Source organism: Nocardia sp. alder85J, assembly GCF_020176955.2.
In the GTDB taxonomy this organism is placed as follows: Bacteria; Actinomycetota; Actinomycetes; order Mycobacteriales; family Mycobacteriaceae; genus Nocardia.
The window spans coordinates 182935-206253 of the sequence record NZ_JAIUCZ020000007.1; the positions used below are offsets into that span (position 1 = coordinate 182935).

General features: G+C 70.0%; 27 protein-coding genes. 9 read left to right on the top strand and 18 right to left on the bottom strand.

Features of this window, described 5'->3' with window-relative positions; all coding sequences use genetic code 11:
* Positions 1 to 71: 71 nt before the first annotated feature.
* Complete coding sequence (locus LBW94_RS26645) at positions 72 to 1316, bottom strand: KasA/KasB family beta-ketoacyl-ACP synthase (protein WP_225054707.1); 1245 nt, start codon at positions 1314 to 1316, stop codon at positions 72 to 74.
* Between the two features lie 302 nt (positions 1317 to 1618).
* Here LBW94_RS26645 and LBW94_RS26650 point away from each other — a divergent pair, with 302 nt between their 5' ends.
* Positions 1619 to 2623, top strand: a complete 1005-nt coding sequence (locus tag LBW94_RS26650; protein WP_225054709.1) for an acyl-ACP desaturase — start codon at positions 1619 to 1621, stop codon at positions 2621 to 2623.
* Positions 2624 to 2692: 69 nt separating this feature from the next.
* On the opposite strand, the gene LBW94_RS26655 is transcribed toward LBW94_RS26650, so the two are convergent.
* The gene (locus tag LBW94_RS26655) at positions 2693 to 3442 is read right to left on the bottom strand and encodes a VIT1/CCC1 transporter family protein (protein WP_225054711.1); all 750 of its coding nucleotides are present in this window, start codon (positions 3440 to 3442) and stop codon (positions 2693 to 2695) included.
* 252 nt (positions 3443 to 3694) lie between these two features.
* On the opposite strand from LBW94_RS26655, the gene LBW94_RS26660 reads away from it, so the two are divergent.
* Positions 3695 to 4111, top strand: a complete 417-nt coding sequence (locus LBW94_RS26660; RefSeq protein WP_225054713.1) for a DUF6941 family protein — start codon at positions 3695 to 3697, stop codon at positions 4109 to 4111.
* 12 nt (positions 4112 to 4123) lie between these two features.
* Here LBW94_RS26660 and LBW94_RS26665 read toward each other — a convergent pair whose 3' ends face one another.
* Positions 4124 to 4624, bottom strand: a complete 501-nt coding sequence (locus LBW94_RS26665) for a CGNR zinc finger domain-containing protein (protein ID WP_225054714.1) — start codon at positions 4622 to 4624, stop codon at positions 4124 to 4126.
* Positions 4625 to 4650: 26 nt separating this feature from the next.
* Between LBW94_RS26665 and LBW94_RS26670 the strand changes: the two genes are divergently transcribed.
* Both LBW94_RS26670 and LBW94_RS26675 read left to right on the top strand, forming a co-directional pair.
* Positions 4651 to 4842 carry a hypothetical protein gene (locus LBW94_RS26670; protein ID WP_225054716.1) on the top strand — a complete coding sequence of 64 codons (192 nt, stop codon included), beginning with the start codon at positions 4651 to 4653 and terminating at the stop codon, positions 4840 to 4842.
* A gap of 376 nt (positions 4843 to 5218) precedes the next feature.
* Positions 5219 to 5593, top strand: coding sequence for a hypothetical protein (locus LBW94_RS26675; protein ID WP_225054718.1), 375 nt, complete (start codon positions 5219 to 5221; stop codon positions 5591 to 5593).
* On the opposite strand, the gene LBW94_RS26680 is transcribed toward LBW94_RS26675, so the two are convergent.
* A complete protein-coding gene (locus LBW94_RS26680) occupies positions 5550 to 6080 on the bottom strand; it encodes a methylated-DNA--[protein]-cysteine S-methyltransferase (protein WP_225054721.1) in 531 nt (176 codons plus the stop codon). The genes LBW94_RS26675 and LBW94_RS26680 overlap by 44 nt on opposite strands.
* Positions 6081 to 6284: 204 nt before the next feature.
* Here LBW94_RS26680 and LBW94_RS26685 point away from each other — a divergent pair, with 204 nt between their 5' ends.
* Positions 6285 to 6824, top strand: a complete 540-nt coding sequence (locus tag LBW94_RS26685) for a dihydrofolate reductase family protein (RefSeq protein WP_225054723.1) — start codon at positions 6285 to 6287, stop codon at positions 6822 to 6824.
* Here the strand turns inward: LBW94_RS26685 and LBW94_RS26690 are convergent.
* The 5 genes from LBW94_RS26690 to LBW94_RS26710 form a co-directional block, all read right to left on the bottom strand.
* Positions 6803 to 8260 carry a flavin-containing monooxygenase gene (locus LBW94_RS26690; RefSeq protein ID WP_225054725.1) on the bottom strand — a complete coding sequence of 486 codons (1458 nt, stop codon included), beginning with the start codon at positions 8258 to 8260 and terminating at the stop codon, positions 6803 to 6805. The genes LBW94_RS26685 and LBW94_RS26690 overlap by 22 nt on opposite strands.
* Positions 8261 to 8295: 35 nt before the next feature.
* Positions 8296 to 8766, bottom strand: coding sequence for a nuclear transport factor 2 family protein (locus tag LBW94_RS26695; RefSeq protein WP_225054726.1), 471 nt, complete (start codon positions 8764 to 8766; stop codon positions 8296 to 8298).
* Between the two features lie 74 nt (positions 8767 to 8840).
* A complete protein-coding gene (locus tag LBW94_RS26700) occupies positions 8841 to 9284 on the bottom strand; it encodes a pyridoxamine 5'-phosphate oxidase family protein (RefSeq protein WP_225054728.1) in 444 nt (147 codons plus the stop codon).
* 63 nt (positions 9285 to 9347) lie between these two features.
* A complete protein-coding gene (locus tag LBW94_RS26705; protein ID WP_225054730.1) occupies positions 9348 to 10163 on the bottom strand; it encodes a GNAT family N-acetyltransferase in 816 nt (271 codons plus the stop codon).
* Between the two features lie 98 nt (positions 10164 to 10261).
* On the bottom strand, positions 10262 to 10516 hold the full coding sequence (locus tag LBW94_RS26710) for a hypothetical protein (RefSeq protein WP_225054732.1): 255 nt from the start codon (positions 10514 to 10516) through the stop codon (positions 10262 to 10264).
* A 328-nt stretch (positions 10517 to 10844) separates the two neighbouring features.
* On the opposite strand from LBW94_RS26710, the gene LBW94_RS26715 reads away from it, so the two are divergent.
* Entirely contained in the window at positions 10845 to 11363 is a 519-nt protein-coding gene (locus LBW94_RS26715; protein WP_225054733.1) for a hypothetical protein, read from the top strand.
* 33 nt (positions 11364 to 11396) lie between these two features.
* On the opposite strand, the gene LBW94_RS26720 is transcribed toward LBW94_RS26715, so the two are convergent.
* Together LBW94_RS26720 and LBW94_RS26725 are read right to left on the bottom strand one after the other, a co-directional pair.
* Positions 11397 to 12530: an acyl-CoA dehydrogenase family protein gene (locus LBW94_RS26720; protein WP_225054735.1), complete on the bottom strand. Its 1134-nt coding sequence runs from the start codon at positions 12528 to 12530 to the stop codon at positions 11397 to 11399.
* Between the two features lie 9 nt (positions 12531 to 12539).
* On the bottom strand, positions 12540 to 13712 hold the full coding sequence (locus LBW94_RS26725) for an acyl-CoA dehydrogenase family protein (protein ID WP_225054737.1): 1173 nt from the start codon (positions 13710 to 13712) through the stop codon (positions 12540 to 12542).
* 203 nt (positions 13713 to 13915) lie between these two features.
* Here LBW94_RS26725 and LBW94_RS26730 point away from each other — a divergent pair, with 203 nt between their 5' ends.
* Positions 13916 to 14731: a hypothetical protein gene (locus LBW94_RS26730; protein WP_225054738.1), complete on the top strand. Its 816-nt coding sequence runs from the start codon at positions 13916 to 13918 to the stop codon at positions 14729 to 14731.
* 10 nt (positions 14732 to 14741) lie between these two features.
* Here LBW94_RS26730 and LBW94_RS26735 read toward each other — a convergent pair whose 3' ends face one another.
* Positions 14742 to 16574 (bottom strand): DEAD/DEAH box helicase, encoded by a 1833-nt coding sequence (locus LBW94_RS26735; RefSeq protein ID WP_225054740.1) that lies wholly within the window; start codon positions 16572 to 16574, stop codon positions 14742 to 14744.
* A gap of 64 nt (positions 16575 to 16638) precedes the next feature.
* On the opposite strand from LBW94_RS26735, the gene LBW94_RS26740 reads away from it, so the two are divergent.
* Together LBW94_RS26740 and LBW94_RS26745 are read left to right on the top strand one after the other, a co-directional pair.
* Positions 16639 to 17607, top strand: a complete 969-nt coding sequence (locus LBW94_RS26740) for a carbon-nitrogen hydrolase family protein (RefSeq protein WP_225054742.1) — start codon at positions 16639 to 16641, stop codon at positions 17605 to 17607.
* 198 nt (positions 17608 to 17805) lie between these two features.
* Positions 17806 to 18495: a phosphoribosyltransferase gene (locus tag LBW94_RS26745; protein WP_416276953.1), complete on the top strand. Its 690-nt coding sequence runs from the start codon at positions 17806 to 17808 to the stop codon at positions 18493 to 18495.
* A 2-nt stretch (positions 18496 to 18497) separates the two neighbouring features.
* Here the strand turns inward: LBW94_RS26745 and LBW94_RS26750 are convergent, their stop codons facing one another.
* The 6 genes from LBW94_RS26750 to LBW94_RS26775 form a co-directional block, all read right to left on the bottom strand.
* Complete coding sequence (locus tag LBW94_RS26750; RefSeq protein ID WP_225054743.1) at positions 18498 to 19028, bottom strand: gamma carbonic anhydrase family protein; 531 nt, start codon at positions 19026 to 19028, stop codon at positions 18498 to 18500.
* An 81-nt stretch (positions 19029 to 19109) separates the two neighbouring features.
* A complete protein-coding gene (locus tag LBW94_RS26755; RefSeq protein ID WP_225054745.1) occupies positions 19110 to 19889 on the bottom strand; it encodes an ESX secretion-associated protein EspG in 780 nt (259 codons plus the stop codon).
* A 40-nt stretch (positions 19890 to 19929) separates the two neighbouring features.
* Positions 19930 to 21186: a hypothetical protein gene (locus LBW94_RS26760; protein WP_225054747.1), complete on the bottom strand. Its 1257-nt coding sequence runs from the start codon at positions 21184 to 21186 to the stop codon at positions 19930 to 19932.
* On the bottom strand, positions 21179 to 21610 hold the full coding sequence (locus LBW94_RS26765; protein WP_225054749.1) for a type VII secretion target: 432 nt from the start codon (positions 21608 to 21610) through the stop codon (positions 21179 to 21181). The genes LBW94_RS26760 and LBW94_RS26765 overlap by 8 nt, the downstream gene beginning before the upstream one ends.
* 27 nt (positions 21611 to 21637) lie before the next feature.
* Positions 21638 to 22264: an alpha/beta hydrolase gene (locus LBW94_RS26770; protein ID WP_225054750.1), complete on the bottom strand. Its 627-nt coding sequence runs from the start codon at positions 22262 to 22264 to the stop codon at positions 21638 to 21640.
* A gap of 123 nt (positions 22265 to 22387) precedes the next feature.
* Positions 22388 to 23212 carry a class I SAM-dependent methyltransferase gene (locus LBW94_RS26775; protein ID WP_225054752.1) on the bottom strand — a complete coding sequence of 275 codons (825 nt, stop codon included), beginning with the start codon at positions 23210 to 23212 and terminating at the stop codon, positions 22388 to 22390.
* Between the last annotated feature and the right edge of the window lie 107 nt (positions 23213 to 23319).

Sequence of the window (23319 nt, forward strand, 5' to 3'; positions counted from 1 at the left end):
ACACCGAAGTCCGAAGGTTAGCAGGAGTTCGGCTGCATCACACAATGTTGGGCAGCGTTCGTCGATGCTACTCAATATCGTCCGAAAGCCAGTGAGACGTTGTGCCCGCCGAAGCCGAAGGAGTTGTTGACGGCGTAGTCGATTCGTCCGGACCTGGCCTGCCCGGACACCACGTCGAGATCGATTTCCGGGTCCTTGTTGTCCAGATTCAGAGTCGGCGGGACGATCCCGTCCCGGATGGTCAGCACGGTCAGTACCGACTCCAGTGCGCCCACCGCGCCGATGGAATGTCCGAGTGCGGATTTGGGCGCGTACACCGAGGCGTGACCGCCGATCGCGGCGGCGATGGCGCGGGCTTCCGCGGTGTCGCCGATCGGAGTTCCGGTGGCATGCGCGTTCACATGTGTCACATCGTTCTTGGACAGGCCCGCGGTCTGCAACGCGCGGGAGATCGAGCGCGCCGCGCCGCGGCCCTCCGGATCGGGCGCCACCAGGTGGAATCCGTCCGAGGTCACCCCCGCGCCCAGCAGTCGCGCGATGATGCCGGCGCCGCGCGCCTTGGCGTGCGCCTCGGTCTCGATGACCATCAGCGCCGCCGCCTCGCCGAAGACGAACCCGTCCCGATCGGCGTCGAACGGGCGGGAGGCCCGCTTCGGATCGTCGTTGCGGGTGCTCATCGCGCGCATCATCGAGAACGCCGCGATCGGCAGCGCCTGGATCGAACCCTCGACCCCGCCGGTGACGACCATGTCGGCATCGCCCATCACGATCATCTTCCAGGCGTTGGCGATCGCCTCCGATCCGGACGAGCAGGCCGAAACCGGCGTGGAATACCCGGCTTTCGCGCCGAGTTCGATGCCGACCGTGGCGGCCGGGCCGTTCGGCATGATCATCGGCACGGCCAGCGGCCGCACCCGGCGATATCCGCTCTTCTCCATCCGCAGATGGGATTCGATGAAGATCTCGGCGCCACCGAGCCCGGTCCCGATCGATACGCCCAGCCGCTCCGGATCCACCTCGGGGCCACCGGCGTTGCTCCACACCTCCCGTCCCAGGACCAGAGCCATCCGCTGCAGGTAGGAGTGCCTGCGGTACTCCTCGCGCGGGAGCAGGGTATCCGGATTCACCTTGAGGTGGCCCCCGATACGGACCGGCAGCCCGAACCTGTCCACGAAATCGTCCTCGAGCACATCGATGCCGCTCTCTCCGTTGAGAAGGCCCTTCCAGGTGGAGTCGACATCGCCGGCGATCGACGTTGTTGCCGCGACACTGGTGACGACGACGTCTGGATAGCTCATGGTGCTGGAAATCGTCATGCTCGGCTCACTTTCGGTGGCAACACTGCGGCGAATACACACTCTGAAGGCGATGACGAGACCGGGCGAAAGCGACGGAAGTGGAACACCCCACGCCGCCACCCGGTCACCGGAGGCACCTTCAACAGGAGCTTGATCCTCTTTAAAGCGACGCGCCCCGGGTCCTTACCCGGGTTCGGCCATGACCGGTCTACATTATCGTGGCGAAGCTTGCGGACCCAACCGCATGACACGCAGCAACCGGGTCGCTACGTCGAATGCAGCAGCGTCGACCGCCGATCCGAGCGAGGAAGGGGCATACCGTGGCCAGGAACCTGACGCAGCTCGAGTTGCTGATCGAGTTGCAACCCGTGGCCGAGCAGAACGTGAACCGGCACCTGTCGATGGCGAAGGAGTGGCATCCGCACGACTACGTGCCGTGGGATGCCGGCCGCAATTTCGCCGCGATGAACGGAATCGACTGGGAGACAAGTCAATCGGGCCTCAACGAGGTGGCCCGCGCGGCGATGATCACCAATCTGCTGACCGAGGACAACCTGCCCTCCTACCATCGCACCATCGCCGAGGGCTTCTCCCGCGACAGCGCCTGGGGCACCTGGGTGAATCGCTGGACCGCCGAGGAGAACCGGCACGGCATCGCGATCCGCGACTATCTGGTGGTCACCCGCAGCGTCGATCCGGTGGAGCTGGAGAACGCGCGGATGATCCACATGACCAACGGCTACAGCCCGTACACGCTGGTCCGCGAGCAGGGCCGCCCCGATCTGCTGATGAATACCGGCCTGCTGCAATCGGTCACGTACGTCACCTTCCAAGAGCTGGCCACCCGGGTCAGCCATCGCAACACCGGGCGGGTCTGCAACGAACCGAACGCCGACCGGCTGTTGCAGCGCATCGCGGCGGACGAGAACCTGCACATGATCTTCTATCGCAACATCTGCGGCGCCGCCCTGGATCTCGCGCCCGATCAGGCCATGCCGGTGGTCAAGGACATCATCATGCAGTTCCAGATGCCCGGTGCCGGGATGCCGAACTGGCGGCGCAACGGCGTGCTCATGGCCAAGCACGGCATCTACGACCTGCGCCAGCACATGGAGGAAGTGCTGTGGCCGGTGCTGCGCAAATGGCAGGTGTTCGAGCGCAACGACTTCGGGCCCGCCGGCGAGGCCGCGCGCAACGAACTCGGCGCGTTCATGGAGGAGTTGCAGCAGAACTGCGAGCGTTTCGAGGAACAGCGCGACCGCGCGCTGGCCCGCGAGGCCGCCCGCCGCGAGAAGACCGCGGACCTGGTCACCACCCCGGCCTAGCCGGAGCTGTCACCACACGAGCGGGGCGGTCATGGCCCCACCGCAGCAGTCACGCTGCGGCAGTGGGACTCACACGACGAGGCCGACCACCCGCCCGATCAGATAGGTGGCGGCCATCGCCGCCGCCCCGCCGACGAGCACCCGCATCGTCGCCCGCGCGACCGGCGCCCGGCCCAGCCGGGCGCCGGTCGCGCCCGTCACGGCCAGGGCCGCCAGCACCGCCACGATCGTCACCGGCAGCCGCACCGTGACGGGCGCGAGGATGCCCAGCAGCGGCAGCATTGCCCCCAGCGTGAACGCCAGCGCGGACGCACCGGCGGCCATCCGCGGATCGGTGAGAGCCGTCGGGTCGATACCCAATTCGGCCTCGGCATGCGCGGCGAACGCATCCTGCGCGGTGAGTTCCTCGGCCACCTTCCACGCGGTCGCGGGCGTGAGCCCCTTCCCCTCGTAGATGGCCGCGAGTTCGGCCAGTTCCAGTTCGGGCTGCTCGGCCAGCTCGCGACGCTCGACGGCGAGCAGGGCCCGCTCGCTGTCGCGCTGGGTACTCACCGAGACATATTCACCCAATGCCATCGAGACCGCGCCCGCCACCAGACCGGCGGCGCCGGCGGTCGCGATCGCCGCCTGATTCGTGGTCGCGGCGGCCACCCCCACCACGATGCCGGCGACCGACACGATTCCGTCATTGGCGCCGAGTACACCGGCGCGCAATGAATTCAACCGGCCGGACAGTCCGCCGCTGTGCGGCTCGGGACTCGCCGCCGATTCCACGCGCAGCGATGTTCCGGCATTTTCCTCATTCGTCCGAATACTCACCTGCACGTGGTAACGGTAACGTTTTCCGCCGCCCGCCACCAGCAAAGGAAGGCTTGCCGAAATTAGGTAACACATTGTAAGGCAAGGGTTTACAAACACCATTTCATGCGGCGCCGGACCGGAATGTGCGACCGCTCACCACGGCCCGCCGGCCCGCGGACTCCGGCCGTCCCCGCGCATCGGCGAGCGCGCCGAGCGGACTGTGGATAGTCTCGGCGCACGGGCAGGTCCCGAACAGGAAGGTGTTGTCCAGTGAAACTCTCGGTACTCCTCGCCGACTCGGCACAGGCCGGCGGCGACGGCAAGGTCCACGCGCTCGGGATCGGATGGTCGACCATCGGCACGCCGACGGCCCCGATGTCGGTCATCGTGTTGTCGGATCTCGACGAGGAGGATCGCGACGACCAGTACAGCTTCACGGTGACGCTGTGCGGCGGGGACGGCGACCCATACCAGTTCGAGACCGAGACCGGGAAGCACGCGCTCTCCCTGGACATCACGCTCCCGGCCCCGCCGCCGAACGGCGTGCCCGGCGCCCGCCGCCTGGCCGCGGTGGCCAACCTCGGCCCCGGCCTGCTGCTGCCGCCGGGCAGCTACCACTGGGTCGCCACCATCGGCGGCTCGGATCTGCGGGGCGACACCACGTTCACCGTCGTCCCCAAGAACTGACCGGGCCGTGGATCAGCGCACCGCCCGCGACCGGTGCTCGGCCACGTGCACCCGGGTGGAACACCGGGTGGAGCAGAACCGCCGCCGCCCGTTGCGGGAGGTGTCGACGAAGACCAGCGGGCATCCGGGCCGCGCGCAGAACCCGATGCGGCCCGGATCCTCGCAGAACAGGGTCGCGAGACCCGCGGCGGTATAAGCCTTCACGCGTTCGTCCAGGGGCGCGTCCTCGAGCGCGTAGTGCAGATGCGGCGCCCGGCCGTCGTGCGTGGAGATGTAAGGGCGACTGGTGGTTTCGGCCAGCAACGCATTCAGCAGCGCGATGCTCGGCGCCCGGAAGACGGCCTCGAGCCGATCGGTCCAGCGGCGCAGCGCGTCGAGCTGCCCCGCATCGAGAGGGCCCAGCGGGCGATACCCGAAATCCGCCAGCAGCGCGATCGGGTCCGCGTCCCGGCGGGAATTGACCAGCAGTGCGGCGAGTTCGGCGGCGGAACCTCCGTAAGGGTTGAGATGCACTGACCCATTACATCAGGGTGGAGGGCATGAGCACCGGCACCACCTCCCCCGCCTGCCCGTCGTGCGCGTGGCCGGACCCGGCTGTCGTCTCGGCCCACGGATCCACGCGATATCTGCGTTGCGTCTGCGGCCGGTGGCTGATCACCTGCGACGGCGCCCTGATCGCCGCACCCGGTGGCGGCGCCTTCGACACCGCCGCGGCACCGCTGCCGCGATGAATTCCGGTGGCGCCGAACCCGGCCCCGCGTCAGGCCGAACCGATGCCGCCACCCGCCACGCCGCTGCCCGAGGCCGTTCGCGCGCGCTTCGACCCACCGTCACACTGGGCCTCCCACCGGCCGATTCGGCGATCGTGGCGATCGAGGCGAGCACGGCCACCGTCGATCGGGTGCGCGCGGCGGGCATCGCCACCTCGGTCCGAGCCGGCCGCCTACGCCTCGCCTGTCACCTCCACCACACCCCAGGACCCGGTCCCCGAGGTGCTGTCCCGGGACCGAAACCCGCTACTACCGGCCGGTATTCGCGGCGCGGCCGATCCCGCACCGGGTTCACCCGCCTAGAATTCCCGGCACCGGCAGGAAGAGGAATCGCGGTATGGAGACCGTCATCACGCAGGTCGCGGTCGAAGGCAAGCGACTCATCGACGCGGCGTGGCTGGGCAAGATCAGCCGCGCCGAAGCAGTGCACATGTTCGTGCAGTTCGGTGACGGAATGATCCAGCAGGACACGGCCGAGGACATCATCGACGATGGATTGGCCTGGCTGGACGCCCATTCCGCCCGACTGCGCCTACTCGGCTGGTGCACGGTACTGGAGCTACCCCTGTTCGGCCTCCTGGTGGTCCTGAGCATCCGAGCCGGCGAATTCGCCGCCGCCGGAGTAGCCCTCCTCCTCCTGGCCGCCCTCCAATACGTCCACCGCCGTTTCACCCCGCATCCGACCCCGATCCTGCGCCGCGCGCGGAGGTGATCGTCGAACCCCTGCTCTCCAAGTCCAGTAGTTGCCGCTTGCGTTCGAGTCCACCGGCGTAGCCGTGCAGCGAACCATCGCGGCCGATCACCCGATGGCAGGGCCGGACGATCATCAGCGGATTGGCGCCGTTGGCGGCCCCGACCGCCCGGACCGAACGCGGCGCGCCGATCTCCTCGGCGATGTCACGGTAGGTGACGATGGTGCCGTACGGGATCTCGTCCAGCACCCGCCACACCCGCTGCTGGAAATCGGTGCCGGGTACCGCGTAGTCGAGCTCGAACGTCCGCCGCTCGCCGGTGAAGTACCCCTCCAACTGTTCGACGACCGGGCCGAAGGCCTCCGCATCGGGCGTCCAGCCCGGTGACACGGCCGTGCGGCGGCCACCGGCCATGGAGATCGCGCTCACCGCCACCCCCGACGCGGTCCGCTCGCCGACCAGCAGCAGTTCGCACAGGGGACTTTCCCACGTCGTGTAGATGGTCATCCACCTATGCTGCCCGTCCCACCGCATTCGAGTCTGGCGGAAATGCGACATGACAGCAGAACCTCGACAATGCCCCGGCCTGCACCGATGCCAGTCTTCCGGACCACATCGATGTCTCTTCCCGCACACCGATGATTTCGCACCCCACGACCCGTCCCTACCGGTAGGCCCCCACCCTGTCCTCCGGAGAGAGAGTCGTACACCATGCGAACCCTGTGCGCCGCGGCGTTTCTCAGCTTCGACGGTGTCGCCGAGTCCCCCACCGACTGGATGGGGCCGTACCTGACGCCCGCGATCGACGAGGAACTGCTGGACCTCCTCGACGAGGCGGAAGCATTCCTGTTCGGCCGCAACACCTTCCAGGAGATGGCCGCCACCTGGCAGCGACGCTCCGGCCCGATGGCCGACCTCTACAACGTCCGGCCCAAATACGTCGTGTCCACCACCCTCGGCCACCCGGGCTGGCGCAATGCGCGAACGCTCGGCGACCCGGCCACCGACCGGGTCGCCGAGCTGAAAGCCGACGGCGAGGGCCTGCTGCTGGTCATCGGCAGTCCGGAACTGGTCCGCCGGCTCACCGCGGCCGGCCTGGTCGACGAATACCGTTTCCTGATGGCCCCGCTGATCCTGGGCAAGGGCAAACGCCTGTTCCCGGACGGCATCCGAGTGCCGCTGACCCTGATCGACGCCAAGATCTACGAATCCGGCGTGACCCAGCTGCGCTACGCGCCGACCCGGTCCTGAGCGCGAACCGGCTTCAGCGTCCGACCCATCCGGGTTCGCAGCGTGGTCGCCGCGTCCAGCAGATAGTTCTGCCGCACCCGCCACGGCCGCCGATCGCCCTGCCGCGGGAACTCCCCGATCGAACGCTGGATGTAGCCCGAACTCAGATCCAGCAGCGGCTGTTCCCCCAGCGGCCCGTCGAGCTGCGGCACCACCGCGCGGTAGCCGCGGCGATCGGCGAACGCCAGCACCCGGCACACCAGCCGCGAGGTCAGATCGGCGCGCAACGTCCAGGACGAATTCGTGTAGCCGATGCAGACGGCGAAATTGGGCACGCCGGTGAGCATCGCCCCCTGCCAGACGTACCGCTCCGGCAACCGCACCGGTTCACCCCCGACCGACAGCTCGATACCCCCGAAGGCCAGCAGTTTCAGCCCGGTGGCGGAGACCACCACCTCGGCGGGCAGCGTCCGCCCGGAGGCCAGCCGGATACCCTCGGGCACGAACCGGTCGATGTGGTCGGTGACCACCTCGGCCTTGTCCCGCTTCAGCGCCTTGAAGAAGTCGGCGTCGGGCACCGCGCACAACCGCTGATCCCAGACGTCGTAGCTGGGCGTGAAATGCTCGGCGACCAGCCGTTCGTCCTTCAGGATCCGGGTGGCCAGCCCGGTCAGCAGCCGCCGCGCCGACTCCGGCCGGCGGCGGCAGTACTGATAGAAGCCGACGTTGAACAGGATGTTCTTGGTGCGGATCAGCCGATGGGCCAACCCCGCCGGCAACACCGCCCGCAACCGGTCGGCGTATTTGTCCCGGCCGGGCACCGGCGAGATCCAGGTGGGCGTGCGCTGCAACATGGTGACCCGCTCCGCCGTCTCGGCCATCGCCGGTACCAGCGTGACGGCGGTGGCCCCGCTGCCGATCACCACCACCCGCGCGCCGGTGTAGTCCAGGTCCGCGGGCCAGAACTGCGGGTGCACCAGGGTCCCCGCGAAGGTCTCGACGCCCGGGAACTGCGGGGCATGCGGCTGCGCGTAGTCGTAGTAGCCGGCGCAGCAGTACAGGAAACCACAGGTCAGCGTCTCCGTTTCGGCACCGCGCCGCAGGGTCAGCGTCCAGCGGGCCGCCGCGTCGTCCCAGTCCGCGGCGACCACCCGGACCCCGTAACGGATCCGCCGATCGATGCCGTACTGCGCGGCGGTCTCGGCCAGATAGCCGAGGATCGACGGCCCGTCGGCGATCGACTTCGCCGCCCGCCACGGCTTGAACGGATATCCGAGGGTGAACATGTCGGAGTCGGAACGGACGCCGGGGTAGCGGAACAGATCCCAGGTACCGCCGAGGGTGGCCCGGGCCTCCAGCACGGCGTAGCTCTTCCCGGGCAACTCGGTCTGGAGCCGGTACGCGGCCCCGATCCCGGACAGACCGGCACCCACGATCACGACGTCGAGATGTTCCATGCCCCCAGTGTGGCCGGTACCCCGCCACCTCGATGTCAGTGGGTGGCGACCGGACCCCAGCGATTCGCGGTCAGGGTCGTGTCGCCCAGCGGCTGCACACTCTCGTACAGCCGCTGATATCCGGTGTGGGCGATCGACCAGCGGCCGTTCTCCCGCCGGTACCGGTCCTCGTAGTAGGCCGCGCCGCGGATGACCACCCCGTGATCGGCGGCGATCACGGTGTCCTCCAGGCACCAGCTCCCGGTCGCGGTGTCGCCGTCGATCTCGATGATCGGATGGCTGCACACGTGCACGGTGATGATGTTGGCGTCCAGCGCGGAACGCATGTAGCCGACGATCGCGTCGCGGCCGGTGAAGTGCAGCGGCCGCCCGCCCGACGGCGAGCCGTAGTGTCCGGTGGCATCGTCGGCCAGCGTCTCACCGCACTCGTCCCAGCTCTTGAGATCCAGCGCCCGTAGGTAGCGATATTTGAGCGTACGGATCTGCTCCAGCGCAACGAGATCCATGGTCGGCACCTCCTCGTATCAGCCCAGCCACAGATTAGAACACGTTTCTGTTTTATGGCCCGGATTGCGCAGGCTCAGGGCCGGGAGCCGTGCGACGACCCCGGGACCCCGGCCGCGCCGACCAGTTCGATACCTGTCACCGCATCGGGCCGCATGCGCAGGATGCGAGGCCGGGCGCCCGGCAGCCAGGGGTCCATCAGCCGCTCGTAGCGGGCCACCGCGTCGTGGTCGGCGACCGTCTCGGCCGGACCGGTGAGGATCACGCACCAGCCCAGCTGGGTCTCGTGGTCGATGGTGTCGGCCTCGTAGGCGACCACCTGCCGTTCGGGCACCGGCGGGCCGATGCCCAGGCCCGCGTAGATGATCAGGTCGTCACCCTCGACCAGATGATTGACCGGCCGGATGATGGGCACGGAGTGCCGGTTGACGACCAGCCGCCCGAAGCGCACCGTGGCGAGCAACCGTAGCGAATCCCCGTCCGTCAGCTCGCGCAGCTCTCGCTCACCATGGACCGCCATACCCCATTATCCGGCGCGCGGCGGCCGCCGGGGGCGCGTTGGCCCGGTTTCCCGGCCGGGCCCTCATGCGAGAAGGTAGCGGGCGAACTCGCGAACCGGCTCGTAGCCGATCTCCCGATAGATCTTGTTGGAGGTGGGATTGGCCGTATCGGTGAACAGGCACACCTGGCAACCGCTGTCGCGCAACTGCCGCGAGACGTGTGCGGTGACCCCGGAGGCGTAGCCGTGACCGCGCAGCGCCGCCGGGGTGTACACCGGGCCGATCCGGCTCCAGCCGTCCACCGGCGGCTGCTGTCCGGCCAGTGACACCGGGCGGCCGTCGCACTCCCACAGCCACACCAGCCCGGCCTCGATCCGGCCCGGGACCGCCTCGGGCGCATAGCCGATTCCGGACTCCGCCTGCATCGTGACCATCCAGCGCTCGCACAACTCGACATCGGATGCCACAGCGGCGCGGCCGATTCCGGGCACCCGCGGCATCCGCAGCGTGCCCAGGCGGTACAGCAGCATGCCGGCATCGCGCTGGAAGTCCGTGCCGCGCAACGCGGCCCACTCCCGGGCGAAACCCTCGGCGAGTTCCGGCGTGCCCTCCACCCCGCCGAGATCGGGTATGCGCGCGGCGAACAGCGCCGCCAGTCCGGGCAGCGCGGCGGCGGGCAGCACACCGAGCCACACGTTGTACCCCGGCGTGCGCATGCAGGCGCCGACGACCGTCCCGGCATCGTGCACCGACACGAAGGTGGTCTCCTGCTCACCGGCCCCGGCGAGGGCCCGCTCGAGCACGCTGATGATCACCGTGTGCCGCAACGGATCACGCGACAGGAACGCACCCGCGCGCCGCTGGAACTCCGCCGGGTCGGTGGTCGGCTCGAATCTCATAGAGCAGCACGGTAACCGTGAATGCCCCATGAGCCCACCGATTTTCGGCGGCGACGAGAGCAGCGGCCGGGCACGCGATGCGCGCGACCGGCCGCCGTTCAGGCGTCGCGTTGCTGGGCGTCGGCGCGCAACTTGAGCAGGACCAGGCCGGTGGTGCAGGCCAGGATCAGCCCCGCCACCGTGACCTCGACCCGTAGCTCGGCGATGCCGAGGCCCGCGCCCACCATTCCGCCGAGAAATATCACCCAGGCCACCGCCCGGGGCACTGCCGCCCACGCCGAGCGCGGGGACTGCACGGCCGACGAATCCTGCTGCGCCATGGCACGCAGCGGGGATGTCGAGAAAGCTCCCATCACTACTCCTCGATGACTCCCGACCACCGAGACCCGTGCCGTACGGAAACCATCATCGACAGTGGCGAATGGCGCCCGCGAAACACGGAGTGTCCCTCAGCAAACTTCGGGCGTCTCATGTGTAACGTTGCTCACACGCTACGGCTTCGTTGCCGAATCTCAATGCGACACGTGCCCGCGACACGCCCATGCGATCAAATCGTTATCTGAATCAAGCATGTTTGAGACAATCGGCGGGTACCTTGCCCCGCGCACTGTCCGCCTGGCCCGATACCCCGGCCTCCGTTAATGTGAGGCCGACTCGAGACAATTGAGGAGCAGTGTACCGATGGACGGCAGCAAGGCGGGCTCGGGTGAACGAGCCGACAAGGTCCCGAACCGCCTGAACGCCAGAGTGGCAGGGCCTGCGATCGCCGCCGGAGCGGTCTCGCTGGGCCTGGTCATGATCGGCGCCTGCGGACTCGGCCATCAGGACACCTACGTCGCGCCGCCGCCGCTGAACGCGGACCTACAGCAGGCCCCCTCCTCGATCGTCCGCGCGGGGGCCACCACGACGTTCCAGGTGGTCATCCCACCGTCGCCGAGCTGGCGGATGGCCCTCGAGCCGCCGCGCCGCCGCACCGAGAGCAGCACACCCCCGGCCGACGCGGCGGGCGCGCCCGCCGCGGGTCAGGCCCCGGCCGAGGCCGCGCCGCCGGCCGACAATCTCGCGCCCTCGCACCACACGACCCGGAAGCCGACGCCCACCCTGCAACCGGCGGTCACACCCGGCCCCTCCGCCTCGGTGACCGTGAAGCCGCGCAGCAACAGCACCACCACGACGACGGCCACCGACTCCGGCTACTGATCCGGCGCACGCGCCGGATCCGCCGGGCACGACTCAGAGTTCGGCCAGCCCGTATCCCGCCACCCGCTCGCCGAGCAGCCGCAGATGTTCGAGGTCCGAGCCGAAGGTGCGGCCGATGGCGGTGAGCCGGGCGACATAGTGGCTCACCGGATATTCGGTGGTGATGCCGATGCCGCCGTGCATCTGGACGGCCTCCTGGCCGATGTGCCGGGCACTGCGATCGACCTGTAGTTTGGCCCGCGACGCGATCATCGGATCGGCGACGGCATCGGCCAGCGAGGCGGTGGCGTAATAGCTCATGCTGCGGGCCAGCTCCAGCGACACGTACATGTTCGCCGCCCGGTGGGTGAGCGCCTGGAACATCGACAGCGTCACACCGAACTGCTTGCGGGTCTTCAGATACTCGGTGGTCAGCCGCAGCGCCTCGGTCATCGCGCCGACCGCCTCGGCGTTCAGGCTCGCCTGCGCGGCGATGATCGCCGCCGCGATCGCGGGGCCCGCCGTACCGGCCGCCGGTTCGCCGAGCAGTTCGGCCGGGGCGGACTCGAATTCGACCTGCGCGCCACGGCGCTCGTCGTAGCTGCGGTACGGCGTGCGCCGCACCCCCGCGGCGGTGACGTCGACCAGGAACAGGCCCACCCCGCCGTCCGGCAGCTCCGCGCTCACCACCAGCTCGTCGGCGCAATCACCGTGCGCCACCGGGTTTTTCACCCCGGTGAGCCGGTACCCCGCGCCGTCGGCGACCGCCGTGGTGGCCACCTCGGCATCCGGCCAGCGCGAACCCGGCTCCTCGTGCGCGAAGGCCAGCAGCCGGGTGCCGGCGGCCACCTCCGGCAGGATCCGTTGCCGCTGTCCGGCGGTGCCGACGGCGTGCACCAGCCCGCCGGGCAGCAGCACCGCGTCCAGCAGCGGTTCCGGCGCCTGGCGGCGGCCCAGTTCCTCCATCACGATCATGGTCTCCACCGGGCCCGCGCCGACGCCGCCGTCCTCCTCGTCGAAACTCAGGCCCAGCACGCCGAGTTCGGCCAGCTGCGACCAGACCTCGCGGCTCCAGCCCAGTTCGGTGTCGAGCACCTTCAGCCGCGACTCCGGCTCGTAGGCACGGGCCAGCAGGTCACGGATGGTGGAGCCGAGCAGCACCTGCTCCTCGGTGAGTTCGAAATCCATGGCAGAACCTCACAATCCGAGGATGGTGGAGGCGATGATGGTGCGCTGCACCTCGCTGGAACCTCCGTAGATGGTGGTCTTACGCATATTCAGGTAGCTCGGGCCGGTGCGCTGCGCCCAGTCCGGGGCGGCGATCCCGGCGGCGTGCACCGGCAGCCCATCCGGACCGGCGATGTCCAGCAGCAGTTCGGTCGCCGCCTGCTGGAGCTCCGAACCGCGCATCTTCAGCACCGACGACGCCGGATTCGGCTTGCCCTCACTGGAATTGGCCACCACCCGCAGCAATGTCAGCTCCAGGGCCAGCAGTTCGTTCTCCACCTCGGCCAGCCGGGCGGCGAAGCGGGGATCGTCGAGCAGTGTGCTCGCGCCCGACCTGGTCTGCGCCGCATATTCCTTCGCCACCGCCAGCCGGACCTTGGTGCGGCCCACGGCCGTGATCCCGGTGCGCTCGTTGCCCAGCAGGAACTTCGCGTAGGTCCAGCCCTGGTTCTCCTCGCCGACCAGCTGATCGGCGGGCACCCGGACATTCTCGAAGAAGACCTCGTTGACCTCGTGGCGGCCGTCGATCAGCTTGATCGGGCGGATGGTCACCCCGGGCGTCTTCACGTCGAACAGCAACAGCGAGATGCCCGCCTGCTTCTTCGGCACGTTCGGATCGGTCCGGACCAGGCAGAAGATCCAGTCGGCCCACTGCGCCATGGTGGTCCAGATCTTCTGGCCGTTCACGAGGTACGAATCGCCGTCGCGCACCGCGGTGGTGCGCAGCGAGGCCAGGTCGGAACCGGCGTCCGGTTCGGAGAAGCCCTGACACCACCAGATGTCCAGCGCGGCCGTCGCGGGCAGGAACCGCTGTTTCATCTCCTGCGAGCCGAACTGGGCGATCACCGGGCCGATCATGTTGGCGTTGAAGGTGAGCGGATCGGGGACGCTGGCCAGCTGCAACTCGTCCTCCCAGAGGTGCAGCTGCATCGGGGTCCAGTTCTTACCGCCCCACTCGACCGGCCATTTCGGCGTCGCCAGGCCGGCGTCGTTGAGGATCTTGTGCGAGGTGACGGCCTCGTCGCGGGTGATGTCCAGCCCGTATTTGACCTTGTCCCGGATCGCCTGCGGGATCTCCGTCCGGTAGAACCTGCGCAATTCGTCCCGGAAGGCCACCTCGTCGGATGACAGGGCAAGTTTCATGGAATCTCCCAGCGTGCTCGAGTGTCCGCAGACAAACCTACCTCCGAGTAACTCGAATCGGGGCTCGTAACCCCGACCGCGCGGTCACCCGCTCGAGCTCACGGCCCACAGCATCGGCTGGTACGTTGCTGCGGGACAGGCAGAGCCGCCGCGACCCTCCGGCGCGGCTCGGCAGTTGTACGAGGAGAACTGGAGCAATTCGAGTGCACGGCAGGACCATTGCGCGTCTGGCCGCCACCACCGCCGCGCTGAGTGTCGGCGCGGCAGCGGCCATCGGCAGCAGCACCGCGCAACCCACCCCCACTCCGCTCGACGCCGCGATCGACACCCTCACCGCGGCCGCCGGCACCGACCCGGCAGCAGTCGCCGCGGTGACGGCGCTGGCGAACACCGCCGAGCTCGTCACCGCCAGCCGGGTCGATCGGATCGCGGGTGGCTTCACGCCGTTCCTCACCCAGTCCACCACCACGGGTTGCGGTGATTTCCCGATGACCACCACGGTCGTCACCGGCACGGCGGGCGTGCCCGGTCCGGACCGCGGCATCGCCGGCCCCTACGGCACCATCCGGGTGCAGGCCAGCCCCAAGGTGAGCGGCTTCCCGATCGCCGCCGGACTCACCATGGCGTGGATCAACACCGCGACCGGCGCCAGCGGCGTCACCGCGCTGGACGATCTCACCGAATTCGGCACCCCCGCGCTGGCCAAGACCGTGGACACCGGCCCCGGCACCGTGGCCGCCGCCGTCTGGGGCAGCATCGACTACCCCGGCCAGCGCTGCACGCTGACCCCGGCCCTCGGCCTCATCACCGTCGACGCCGCCCCTCAGATCGACCCGAACGCCACCCCGCCGACGAGCGCCGACCCCAGCGCCCCGGCCCCCGTCTCCCCCGGCCCGGTCGTCCCCGAGACGGGGTCCCCGATACCCCCGGCGCCGGCGCCCCCACCAGCGCCGGACCAGGATCAGCCCCCCGCGGCCGCCGACGCCCCCCAGACCGGCTCCAGCGCAACGGGAAACTGATCCCGCACTCTCAACTGCGGGGCTTGCGGCGGTCCGGGCGCTTGTAGTCGGGCCGCTTGTGGTCGCGGCGCGGGCCACGGCTCACCGGACGGTGCGCGCCGGGCGGGCCCTGATCCGGTTGCAGGTCGATGAGCACACCGCTGATCCTGGTGTCGCGCAACGCATCCAGGGTCTCCGGGGACAGCTGCGCGGGCAGTTCGACCAGGCTGTGGTCGGGCCGGATGCTGATGTGACCGAAATCGCTACGACGCAAACCGCCTTCGTTGGCGATGGCGCCGACGATGGCGCCGGGCACCACCCGGTGCCGCTTGCCCACCGAGATCCGGTAGGTGGCCATCTCGACCCCGGTGTCGCGGTTGAAGCTCGGCTCCCGGGGGCCGCGATCGTCGAAACGCCGCTCGCCCGAACGCTCGTCGAAGCCCCGGTCCTCGAACTTGCGCGCACCCCGGTCCCGCCGTTGCGGTTCCGGCTCGGGCTCCATGAAGAAGTTGTCGCCCTCATGCGCGGAGGCCGCCAGCGCGGCCGCGATGTCGGCCAGCGGGATGTTGTGCTCGGACTCGTAGTCCTCGATCAGCTTCCGGAACAGGGCCAGGTTGTCCGAGGCCAGATTCTCGGTGATGTTGTCGTGGAACTTCACCACCCGCTGCGCGTTCACATCCTCGACGCTGGGCAGCGGGATCTCGGTCAGCGGCTGCCGGGTGGCACGCTCGATCGCGTCCAGCAGACGGCGCTCGCGCGGGGTGACGAACAGCAGCGCGTCACCGGAGCGCCCGGCGCGGCCGGTGCGGCCGATGCGGTGCACGTACGACTCGGTGTCGTGCGGGATGTCGTAGTTGACCACGTGCGAGATGCGCTCGACATCGAGGCCGCGGGCGGCCACGTCGGTGGCGACCAGGATGTCCAGCTGACCGGACCGCAGCTGCCCGATGGTGCGCTCGCGCTGCGCCTGCGCGATGTCGCCGTTGATCGCCGCGGCCGAATAACCGCGGGCCCGCAGCTTCTCGGCCAGTTCCTCGGTGACCTGCTTGGTGCGCACGAAGATGATCATCGCCTCGAAGGTCTCGACCTCGAGGATGCGCGTCAGGGCGTCCAGCTTGCGCTGGTGCGACACGTACAGATAGCGCTGGGTGATGTTGATGTTGGTGGTCGTCTTGGTCTTGACCGTGATCTCGACCGGATCCTTGAGGTACTGCTTGGAGATCTTGCGGATCGCCGAGGGCATGGTCGCCGAGAACAGCGCCACCTGCTTGTCGGCCGGGGTGTCGGCGAGGATCCGCTCGACGTCCTCCTGGAAGCCCATCTTGAGCATCTCGTCGGCCTCGTCGAGCACCAGATAACGCAGTTGCGTCAGATCCAGCGTGCCGCGCTCCAGATGGTCGATGACACGGCCGGGGGTACCGACCACGACCTGGGCGCCACGACGCAGCCCGGACAGCTGCACGGCGTAGTTCTGGCCGCCGTAGACCGGCAGCACGTGTACCCCGGGCAGATGGGAGGAATAGCGGCCGAAGGCCTCGGCGACCTGGATGGCGAGCTCGCGCGTCGGCGCCAGCACCAGCGCCTGCGGCGCCTTGCCCTTGTCGGCCCGCGCGCCGATGCCCATCAGGATCGGGATGGCGAAGGCGGCGGTCTTGCCGGTGCCCGTCTGGGCCAGGCCGACCACATCGGAACCGGCCAGCAGCGGCGGAATCGTCGCGGCCTGGATCGGCGACGGCGATTCGTAGCCGACGTCGGCAATGGCCGCCAGCAGGCGGTCATCGATGCCGAGATCAGCGAAGGACGGGTCGGCGGCGTCCCTCTCGTCGTCGAAGGAAGAAACGCTGTCGACCGGTGAGGTGCTCATATTGGCTAGGATTTTACTGCCTCCCGGTAGCCGCCCCGACCGTCGGGCCAATACCGTGATAGCCATGCAGCACGATCACGCCACGCCCGAGCCGACGATGGTCGCCGTCACCACCGCACCCGCGCCCGTGGCCACGGACCCGGTCGCGCTGGCCACCGCGGAACTCGAGGCCGAGATCGCCGCGGATCCGGCGCTCGCCCCGCAGGCCCCCGGCCGCACCACGGTCGCCGTGGTGCAGTTCGGTCCGTACACCGACAAGACCGCCAATCTCGCCGCCCTGCGCGACCACGTGCGCGAGGCGGCCGCGCTGGGCGCCCGGGTGGTGGTGGCCCCCGAATACTCGATGTTCGCGGTGATGCGGCTGGATGATCGCGTGCTCGCCGCCGCCGAACCGCTCACCGGCGAATACGTGACCGGGCTGCGCGGTCTCGCCGCCGAATTCGGTGTGTACCTGGTGGCCGGCGTGGTCGAGGCGCCCGGCGGCCAGGAGCACGAGCGCATCTACAACACGCTGGTGGTGGCCGGGCCCGACGCCGAGTTCGTGATCGTGTACCGCAAGGTTCACCTCTACGACGCCTTCGGTTTCCGGGAGTCGTCGGTGATCCTGCCCGGCGAGATCACCGCACCGGCCACCTTCACCGTCGACGGTGTCGTGTTCGGCCTCCAGACCTGTTTCGATCTGCGCTTCCCGGAGGGTTGCCGACGGGTCGCCGCGGCCGGTGCGCAGGTGTTGCTGCTGCCCGCGCAGTGGATCCCGGGGCCCGGCAAGGTCGATCAGTGGACCACGCTGCTGCGGGCCCGGGCCATCGAGAACACGATCTACGTCGCCGCCGCCGACCACGCCGCACCGCGCGGCTGCGGCGCCTCGATGATCGTGGATCCGAGCGGGACGGTGCTGGCCGAACTCGGTGAGGCGCCCGGTGTCGCCGCCGCCGGCATCGATCTGGCACTGGTCGACCAGGTCCGCGCCACCAACCCCAGCCTGAGCCTGCGCCGCTTCGACATCGTGCCGGGCGCTGAATCGGACAGTTGACCACCGCCGGGGCCCGGTCCCGGGCGTAGACTCTGGGCGTACGGACCGGTTTCGGCGATGCGCTGCGGTCCGCGGCCGCGGTCCGGTGGTCTCCGCACCGCCGATCACGTGGCAGCACACCATGTTTCGCACGCATACTGCGCGACCACAAGGGTAATTCGCCGGACAACTCGCTCCGAGCGGCACCGAGGTGGATCTGTGACCGAGCAACGACGCTCCGGCCGGCACAGCCGGGAAGACGCGGCGACCGGGGACCTGTACCCCGATCGCGAGGCGGCCGGTCATGCGCTGGGCGAACTGCTGTCCCCGCTGCGTGGCACCCATCCGCTGGTGCTGGGGCTGCCGCGCGGCGGCGTCCCGGTCGCGGCGGCGATCCGCGCGGAGATCGGCGGCGATCTCGACATCCTGCTGGTCCGCAAGCTCGGGGTGCCGTGGCAGCCGGAGCTGGCGATGGGAGCGATCGGCGAGGGCGGGATGCGGGTGGTCAACCGGGATGTGGTGCACCACGTGGGGGCCACCATGGAGCAGTTGATCGCGGTCGAGGACATCGAATCCGCGGAACTGGAACGCCGCCGTCGCATCCTGCGCGGGAATCTGCACCCGATCCCGCTGACCGGCCGCGTGGTGGTGATCGCCGACGACGGCATGGCCACCGGCGCCACCATGGCCGTGGCCGCCGAAGTGGTGCGGCGGCATCGCCCGCGCCGGGTGGTGGTGGCCGTGCCGGTGTCCTCGTGGGACGCGCTGGAGCGGATGCGGGACCTGGCCGACGAGATCGTGTGCCCGCTGGTCCCGGCGACCCTGGGCGGGGTCGGGGCGGTGTACGCGGATTTCCACCAGCTCGCCGACGACGAGGTGCTGGCCCTGCTGCCCCCGCCGTCACGGTGACGCTAGCGCGGCACCTCGACGATGGTCTCCCGGTGGCGCTGCGCCAGTTCCGCGTAGGCGACCGGATTCACCCGCACCCACATCTCCGCGCTCGTACCCGCGATCGGCTTCTTGACCTGGACCGGACTGCCCGCCGCCAGCACCCCGTCCGGGATCTCCGCGCCGGGCGGCACCAGGGAATCGGCCGCGATCATCGACCCGGCGCCGATCCGGGCCCCGTCGAGGACGGTGCACGCGTTGCCGATCACGGTCGACTCGCCGACACTCGCGCCGTGCAGCATGACGCTGTGCGCGATGGTGGCGCCGACACCGATCTCGACCGGCACATCGGGCGCGGTGTGGATGACCGCGTTGTCCTGCACGTTCGCCCGCTCGCGCAGAATGATCGGCGCGAAATCGGCGCGCAGCACGGCCCCGTACCAGACCGACGCCCCGGCCTCGACCCGGACGTCACCGACCAGCGTCGCGGTGGGGGCGATGAACGCCGACGGATCGACCTGCGGGCGCTTACCCTCGAATTCGTACAGTGGCACGAGATCACCGTACGGCCCACCACCGCCCCCGTCCACGACCGACCAGCGTGACACCTTGCCGCGGTGCGCAATTCGACGGGGTCAGTACTCGGTGTGTTCGGCTACCAGGCGGTCGGTGACCGTGCGTTCGGCGGCGGTGATCAGGGGGCGGAGGGCCTCGGTGAAGGATTCCGCGGTGACCGGGACCATATCGACCTCGGTGCGGGTGCGGACGGCGTAGCGGCCGTCGTCGGTGACGTCGATCCAGCACAGCACGCCGATCGGCTGGGGTTCGGTGTCCCCGGCGCCGAGGCGCACCGAGACGACGATCTGGCCGATTCCTTCGCGGGGTTGGCGGAGCAGGCGGCGCATGCGGGCGGAGGTGGTGGGGCCGGAGACCGGCACGGTGACCAGGTCGCGGCTGTCCTCCAGGACCCGCTCGACGGGGGCGGTGAAGCGCGGGCCGGTGCCGGCGGGGTATTCGGGCAGCAGCGAGACCACCCGGGCCGCCAGGGTCGCGGCGTGCCCGGCGAAGATCCGGACGTCGTCCCCGCGGTCGGGGCGGACGTGCGGGCGTTGGGCGGCGACCACCATCACCTCGCCGGACACCGCGCCCAGTATCCGCACCGGCAACGCGCTTGCGCCGCAACCCTGCTCGCCGTACACCTCCACCCGGATCACCGGGTGGGCCAGGACCCGCAGGGCCGCTTGCAGATCGGGGTCCAGATCCCGCTCACGCCACGCGGTCAGCTCCGGGAGCTGGGCGGCGCGCTCGTCGGTGTCACGGGCGGTCAGCCGGACGGCGAGGGGATACGGGATCCGGTCACCGCCGGTGTGCTCCCAGGCCAGCGCGAACCGGTCGGGAGTCAGGGTCCACTTCACCGGTGCGGGCCCAGCCGGCTCGGACGAATTCCACGGTCGCTCATGCCCATTCGCCCAGCACCGGCGGGGTGGTCGGCTCGAATTCGCCGACCAGGTCGGTACCGGGATCGGGTGGTTCCAGGAAGGTGAGGTCGTCATCGTAGAACTCGTCCTCGTCCTCCTCCTCGAACGGGAGCGGCCGCGGGGCCGTGGCGGCGGGGCCGGACCGGGCGAGATCACCGACGGCGAAGGCGCTGCCCGCGAGACCGCCGCCGATGACACCGGCGGCGGCATTGTCGAGACCGGAACCGGTGGCGGCGGTGTCGGTCCCGCGACGACGGTCGCGGTCGTCGCGGTCGCGGCGGGGATCGGAGCTCTGGCCGCGGGTCGGGGTGGCCACCCCGAGCGGTACACCGGGTGATGGGGCGATCGGCCGGTCCGGTTGCGGCGCAACGGGACCGGCGGGATGGCCCGATGCGGCCGGGACGGCGCCGGCGGCCACCGACGCGGGCGCGACCACGGACGACGGCGAGGTGGCGGCCGCGCCGGGCACGGCGGTGCCGGTACTCGCGACGGTGTCGAAATCGCCCTCCCGCGAACCGGATTCGGGCCGATCCCGGTCGGCCGGACCGGCGGGTGGCTCGGGCAGTGCGGTGGCCCCGGGCACGGTGGCGATCGTCGCCACCTCCGGGGCATCGCCGCCGGTGTTCCCGGGCGGGGGCGCGGCGGGTGCGACGGCGGTGGCGGCCGGATACAGGCCGCCCTCGTCGAAGGCCGGAATCCCGCTGCCGGTCGGCAGGAAGACGCCGGCGTACACCGTGTTCATCACCCGCACCGCCTCCTGGCGGGCGTCCTCGGCGGCCTTCTGCACCGCGACATTGGTGACCGCGCGCCGCGGATCCAGCAGGGCGCCTTCGAGATCCGGGCGGCCGGCCGGTGATCGCGAGACCGAGGCGCGCAGGGTCTCCGCGGCGTCGTTGGCCTGGCCCAGACGCTGCCCGACCTCGGCCATCACATCGGAGAGGTGCCGTCCGAACTCCTCGAACGCCCGCACCGCCTCGGCGGCCGTCACCGCCGCGCGACCACGCCAGCCGTCGGCGACGACGCCGCGGATCTCGGCGTGCGCCTGCTGCACCGCCTCGGCCACCGCCGCCGCCGAGCCCTGCCAGGCCTGCCGACCGGCCGTCAGCACGGCCGGATCCAGTTGTGCCACACCACGATGGATGTCCTCGTAGGAGAGGTTGTCGAAAACCTCCACGGTGGGGGCGTAATCGGGGTCGGTGGCGCCGGGGCCACCGGGGCCGCTGATCTTATGCATGGGCCACTCCGTCCCGGCTGTCCGCCGTGAAACCCGTTGCGGCGCCCACAGTGCCGATGGCGGCGGCCAGCTCGGCATCGTGCTCGGTGTACGCGGTGGCGCCGGCCCGCAGGGTCTGCGCGAGCCGGCGGGCGGCATCGGCGTAGTCCTGCAACCGTTCCGCCGCCTGCACCGCCTTCTCCTCGAAGCCGTGCCGCAGCGCGTCACCGGAGCCGAAACCCCCGAAACCCGGCAGCGACACCGCCGTTCGCACCGTGCGGATCTGCGCCTCGATCTGGTCGGCGAGTTCGTCGTAGCGGTGCGCGCAGCGTTCCAATGTGCCGTCGGCGACGAGCATTCCGTCGACGGACAGGTCACCGTCGCCGACGGCTCGCGTCAGGGCCGCGACATCCTCGCGCAGACTTCCGGGTTCCTGTGACCGCACCGGTCCCCCTCGTTTCTCGTGCTCACCTCATCGGCGCCGCACGGGCGCCGCGACCACGACGTCGCGAATCCACTCGATGATATCGGCGGTCACCCGGGCGTGCACCGGTTCGTGCAGCAGATCGTGTCCGGCATCCGAGTATTCCCGGAACGTGGCCAGGGGCTGCTGTCGCGTCCACTGCCGCACCGGTTCGATCGGCGCGCGCCGGTCGTCGGAGCCGTGCAGGATCAGCGCCGGAACCCCCTCCTGCAGTTCGGGAACCACGATCGTCGCCCGCTCGGGCACGCCGGAGGCGACGATGCCGACGCAGTCGAACCGGCCGTACAGCGCGGTACCCGCGCCCAGCGAATGGCCCACCACGATCAGCGGCCCGTCCGGGCGCTCGGCCCGGATCAGATCGAGCAGCGCCTGGGCGTCGACCGCGAGATCGTCGACGAGACCCGGCACCTCGGGATCCCCCTCACTGAGGCCCTGCCCGGCGGTGTCCAGTCCCCACACCTCGATGTTCGCCGCGCCCAGGCCACGGGCGAAGCGATGGTAGTGGCCGGTGTGCTGACCGATCCCCGGCAGCAGCGCGACCAGTGCCTGTGGGTCGTCCATCACCGGCCAGCGCCGATAATGCATCCGGCCATGGGCACTCTCGAAAAACGGCATGACCAACTATCCTTTCGAAGCCGCTTGTTGCGCCGAACATCATCCGGCGTTCAACCCCCCGTCGCCAACCCCCGCTGCACCGGGACCGGCACGAGCTCGAGCGGCGCGACCGGTCCGGGCGCCTCAGCCGCCGAGCCGGGCGCGGACCAACTGCGGGCCCGCGGTCGCGGTCGGCGTCCGCCCCAGGTAGCGCTGCGCCAGCGCCAATGCGGGGACATTCTCCACCACTCGGAAATTGTTGTCGTGCAACAGATCCGAGATACCGTCCGGGGTGAACCGACTGATCCAGCGTTCACCGATGGCGGCCAGCCTGCGATCCCGTTCGGCGGCGACGGCCTGTTGTCCGGGCGTCACGTCCGCCTGCGGCAGGCCGTAGTCGAAGACCATTTCACAGCCGCCGGCCAGCCCGCCGAGGGCCCGAAGTGTGTCGGAGATCGCGTCGGCGGTGAGATACACGGTGACCCCGAGCCAGATCACGAACACCGGACTGCCGACGTCGAGACCGGCTGCGGGCAAAGCGAGTTCGAGCGCGTCGTGCTCGAAATCGACCGGTACGTACGTGACCGAGGCGGGCACCTCGATACCCGCCGCCGCCAGCCGCTGCCGCTTCCACTGCTGGGTGTCCGGATGGTCCACCTCGAACACGCGTAGCCGCGGGAACGGATTGCGATAGGCGAACGTGTCGAGTCCGGCGCCGAGCACCACGACCTGTCCGGCCCCCGCCGCGACCGCCTCGCCCAGCGCGTCCTCCGCGTACCGCGACCGCGCCGCGATGAACAGACGCATGCGCCGGCGCGCGTCGTCGTCGAGATAGCCGCCTGCCGAGCCGTCGCCGGCGATGGCCCGGGCCAGCGGATCGCGGAACACCGCGCCACGCTCGAGCTCCTGGTGGTCCGCGCGATACCGCGCGGCGCTGTAGGCGGTGCGGCTCGGTTCTCCGGTCTGCACGGGTACTCCTTTTGCTACGCTCGGGCCGAGCCTACCGACATCCCGCCGCGTTTTGGGCCGCTACCGACGCGCGGTGGCGACACACCCCCCGCGCGCCACGCCGTGCG